Genomic DNA, 4,748 nt, shown 5'->3' with positions numbered 1-4,748 from the left:
AGCTATTTCTATTCTTCTTCAAGCAGATTTATTTGAATTGGAAGTCTTTTTTCGCTTCTTACCACTTCGCCATTTACGCGGCCTGGTGTCCATTTCTTTTTCATAGATGTTAAAACCCTAATGGCTTCTTTTTCTAATGCTTTATCTCCTTTACTTACCATTCGGATATCAGTCATTGAACCGTCTTTTTCTATCACAAAAATCATTTCAATAAACAATACCTCTTGATCAAAAGAATTTGGAACTTTATAGTTTTCAGCAATAAAAGTTCTGAACATATTAATTCCTCCAGGGAAACTCGCTTCTGTACCCAATATGCCTTTAAATATACTTGTACCACTTCCATTTCCTGGCGTAGTTGTTGTGATTGGAGTAGTAGAAGTGCCTAACGGATTTCCAACAGGTCCCGGATTTCCATTTTCGCTACCATTTGGATTAAATGGTGTAGAAGTATCAGGGTTTTTGGGTTCAACAATAGGTTTTACTTCTGTTCTATCCACAACAACTGGTGGAACTTTATTAGGAGTTAGATTTAATTTTGGTTTATCCGTTCCTTTAGTTTGAATTGCTTTTTCCGTTGGAACTTTAGGTGTAAATTTTACGATTGTTACAATTGGTGGCAACACATTAGGTTCTGGTTTTACAATTGGTTTTGTTTCAGGAGTTGTAAATGAAAACAATCCAATCCCAAAAGCTATAAACCCAAAAGTTAACAACATTGCTTTTATGGTAGTTGCATCGCTTTCTTTTCTTAATTGGTAAGCACCGTATGCTTTGTTTCTGTTTTCGAAAGCTATTTCAAGCCAGCTATCGTTTTGTACATTGAAGTTTGACATAATATATAGTTTTAAGGGTTACAACTTGTGTATAATTTAAACTATATGAAATAATCGTGCCAAAAAAACAGGTTTTGGACTAAAAAGATGATTTATTGTTATTTGTGGATAATAATTTCTGCTAATAATTTTTTAGCACGAAGTAGTTTTATTTTGATATTGTTAAGCGGTTCATTCAATTGTTCTGCCATATCTTGATAGCTCATTTCTTGAAAGTAACGCAATTGAATAACTTCCTGATAGGCAGGTTTTAATTGTTTAATTTGTTGTAATAATTGCGATAAGTTTTGTTCGGTAATTAATTTATCTTCAATAGTTGGTGTGCTGTCTAAAACCTGATTGGCTAAGCCATCTTCTTCATCTGTTATTTCTAAAAACAAAGTAGATTTTTTTTTGCGAAGCATATCAATATGGGCGTTTTTAGCAATGGCAATTAACCAAGTGTTGAAACCAAACTCAGGGTTATATGTACTTATTTTATCAAATGCTTTAGCAAAAGTTTCAATTACAATGTCTTCTGTGTCTGTTTCATTTTCGGTACGTTTTAGCATATATCCATACACTTCATTCCAATAAAAATCGAGAAGAAAAGTAAAAGCCACTTGATCGCCAAGTTTTGCTTTTTGAATGTTTTTAAGTATTTTCTCTTGTTTTACTTCCAATGTTCTGGTTTGTGTATCAAATTGGTAAACGCCACTCTGATTTGAGTTATTAGTAAAATAATTTCAAAAATTGGATACCAAACAATAATATCTTTTTCTTTTAATTTAGCTGCGCCATAACCAAAAACTATCCAGTTAAAAACGTATCTAAAACCTAAAACGCTTGATACAATAATCCAATTATATTGGAAAGATAGTAAAATTATGGCCAAAATAATGTACGATACTTGTGAAATAAAATATAATCCAAGTTGCAGCTTGTCAAAAATTTTATAATGTTTTTTGGTTGAGGTTTCTTTTCTTTTCTGATTTAACCATTCTTTAAAAGTTGTTTTTGGTTCAGAATAAGCGAAACTTTCTGGACTATAACAAATGGTTGTATTGCTTGAATTTGCAGCTTCGTTAATGAATAAATCGTCTTCCCCAGAGCGTACTCGAATGTGATTGATAAAACCGTTTACGTTGAAAAACTCTGATTTTTTATATGCCAAATTTCTACCAATTCCCATATATGGTTTTCCGATTTTTGCCCAAGAAAAATATTGTATGGCAACAATCACAGCGTCAAAACGAATTATTTTATTTAATACAGAACCTTTAATTTTATTATATGCCCCATATCCTAAAACGATTGTTTTTTTGAATGAAAAGTGCGAGGTCATTTCTAAAATCCAGTTTTCAGATGTAATGCGACAATCTGCATCTGTAAACAATAAATATTCGTTTTTTGCAGCTTTAATTCCTAAGGTTAATGCAAATTTTTTGTTTCCCCAAAAGGCTTCATTGTTTTTAACTTTGACTAATTTAACAAAAGAATATTGCTTTTCGTATGCTTCAAATAAGTCTAATGTTTCGTCGTTAGACGCATCGTCAATAAGTACTAATTCGTAATTTGGATAATTTTGAGTAACTAAAACAGGAAGTTGTGTGACTAAGTTTTCATATTCGTTTTTTGCCCAAACAATTACAGAAACAGGTACGCTTTTTGGAGTTTCTTTCTTAGGTTTCACAAATGAAAATCGACTAAAAACAAACGATTGATAAACGAATTGAACGGCGAAAAAAACTAAAAATGCAATAAAAAGTATAAATAATGTTGTTTCCATATTCTTTTTAAAAGTTGTGCAAATTTAGGCTTATTTGTTTACAATTTCAAGTTTAATTTTTATAAGTAATTCGTTATTCGTAAATCCAAAATCGTAATTCGTAAATTAAATCACATTTACTTCTGCCTCAATACGAATCCCGTATTTTTCAAAAATAGTTTTTTGGATATTTTGCGCAACGTTCCAAATTTCATTTCCTGTTGCGTTTCCGTAATTCACTAAAACTAAAGCTTGTTTGGTATGAATTCCAGCATCTCCGAAACGCTTCCCTTTAAAATCAGCTTGCTCAATAAGCCAACCCGCAGGCACTTTTACAAGTGTTTCTGAAACTGGATAATGTGGCATATCAGGATAATTTGCTTTAGCTTTTTCGTAAACTTCAATAGGAACAATCGGGTTTTTAAAGAAACTTCCGCTGTTACCTAACTCTGTCGGATTGGGTAATTTACTTTCACGAATGGCAATTACGGCTTTACTTACCTCTTGAATGGTTGGGTTTTTGATGCCCATATTTTCTAATTCAACATCAATTGCTCCATATGATGTATTTAGTTTGTGATTCTTTTTTGTAAGTTTAAAAACAACCGATACAATCACATATTGATTTTTTAAATCAGCTTTAAAAACACTTTCTCGATAGCCAAATTTACAAGCAGCTTTGTCAAAAGTGGTAATTTCTTGTGTATCAATTTTCATAGCTTCACAAGAAACAAATGTGTCTTTAATTTCCACACCATATGCACCAATATTCTGAATTGGAGTGGCGCCAACATTGCCAGGAATTAAAGATAAATTTTCAATCCCGCCATAATTATGTTTGATACAATATTGTACAAATTCGTGCCAAACTTCCCCGGCATTACCTTTTACCCAAACAAAATCGTCATTTTCATCAACAACTTCAATGCCTTTGTTATTAATGTGTAACACGAATGCATCGATATTTTGAGTTAAAAGCATATTGCTTCCACCACCTAAAATAAAGAGTTTTTTTTCTTGATTTTCTTTTAAAACGCGTGCCAAATCCGAAATAGAATTCACTTCGCAAAATTCTGATGCAAAAGCTTCAATACCAAAAGTGTTGTATTTTTTTAACGATTGTTGTTGTACGATATTCATATTTTTTTATTTTTTAACACATAGATTTTGATTTTGCTATGTGTATTAATAGTAGCTTCGCTAAACATAGAAATCATAGAGAATTCTAAAAACAAACTATGTGCCTATGTGTTTAATTATAACGCTTTTCTCAACTCTTCTTCGCTAACGAATTCATTTTTAAAGAACGTTGGTTTTCCGTTTTTAACTACAATTACAACAGGTAAACCTTGGTAGCCTAATGCGTTAAACAATGATTTGTTTTTATCAGCATCAATTCTGTGGATAATTACTTTATCCGTCATTTCTTTACTAATTTTATCTAAATAAGGCCCCATTTTTTTACAAGGTCCACACCATTCTGCATAAAAATCAATTACAACCGTTTTGTCTGAAATCATTAGTTTGTTGTAGTCATCTTGTGTCATACCAGACCAAACGCCATTAGTTTTTGGGTTTGCTTTTTCCCAAGCCATATAACCGCCATCTAATTCGATAATATTTTTAAAGCCCAATTCTACTAAATGATTAGCTGCTTTTTTACTTCTTCCGCCACTCAAGCAATATACAAAAACAGGTTTTGATTTGTCTAAATTTGCGACTTGTGTATCAAAATCTGAGCCGTTCCAATCTGCATTTTTAGCATCTGCAATTTTTCCATTAGCATATTCGCCAGGCGTTCTAACATCTAAAATTTGTGCATCATCCGTTTTTGTAATAGTCGCTTTAAATTCTGCTGCATCAACACTTTTAAAGTTTTGACTATTTGTACAGCTAATTGATAGTGTAATAATTGCTGTTGCGATAATTGATTTTAAGTTTTTCATTTTTATTAATTGTTACGCAAAGATTCACGAAGAAATCGCAAAGTTTCGCAGAGTTATTTTTTATCCTATAAATTGTCTAAATATCTGAATATCTATAATCTGAAAATTTAAATATTAAATATTTTATAGCTTTTATGTGTCTGTTTTATAATGTTTTCGGTTCTTTCGGGATGTGTGTCGGAAATAAAAATTTGTCCAAATACATCATTGTTTACCATA

5 protein-coding genes and 1 pseudogene are annotated in these 4,748 nt (G+C 31.5%); all 6 read right to left on the bottom strand.

Annotated features, from left to right (window positions below):
* Positions 1 to 8: 8 nt before the first annotated feature.
* A complete protein-coding gene (locus ACIQ11_RS08855) occupies positions 9 to 836 on the bottom strand; it encodes an energy transducer TonB (protein ID WP_396154281.1) in 828 nt (275 codons plus the stop codon).
* Between the two features lie 98 nt (positions 837 to 934).
* Positions 935 to 1,498, bottom strand: a complete 564-nt coding sequence (locus ACIQ11_RS08850) for an RNA polymerase sigma factor (protein ID WP_396154280.1) — start codon at positions 1,496 to 1,498, stop codon at positions 935 to 937.
* Positions 1,489 to 2,604, bottom strand: a complete 1,116-nt coding sequence (locus ACIQ11_RS08845; protein ID WP_396154279.1) for a glycosyltransferase — start codon at positions 2,602 to 2,604, stop codon at positions 1,489 to 1,491. The genes ACIQ11_RS08850 and ACIQ11_RS08845 overlap by 10 nt, the downstream gene beginning before the upstream one ends.
* Positions 2,605 to 2,709: 105 nt before the next feature.
* Positions 2,710 to 3,723 carry a UDP-N-acetylmuramate dehydrogenase gene (murB, locus tag ACIQ11_RS08840; protein ID WP_396154278.1) on the bottom strand — a complete coding sequence of 338 codons (1,014 nt, stop codon included), beginning with the start codon at positions 3,721 to 3,723 and terminating at the stop codon, positions 2,710 to 2,712.
* 116 nt (positions 3,724 to 3,839) lie between these two features.
* Positions 3,840 to 4,529 carry a thioredoxin domain-containing protein gene (locus ACIQ11_RS08835; RefSeq protein WP_396154277.1) on the bottom strand — a complete coding sequence of 230 codons (690 nt, stop codon included), beginning with the start codon at positions 4,527 to 4,529 and terminating at the stop codon, positions 3,840 to 3,842.
* A 107-nt stretch (positions 4,530 to 4,636) separates the two neighbouring features.
* Positions 4,637 to 4,748: pseudogene (locus tag ACIQ11_RS08830) on the bottom strand (DNA replication and repair protein RecF); the annotation flags it as partial.

The organism is Flavobacterium sp., assembly GCF_044361065.1.
Taxonomy (GTDB): domain Bacteria; phylum Bacteroidota; class Bacteroidia; order Flavobacteriales; family Flavobacteriaceae; genus Flavobacterium.
The sequence above is the reverse complement of the archived record's forward strand: the minus strand, read 5'-3'. Positions and strand labels throughout refer to the sequence as shown.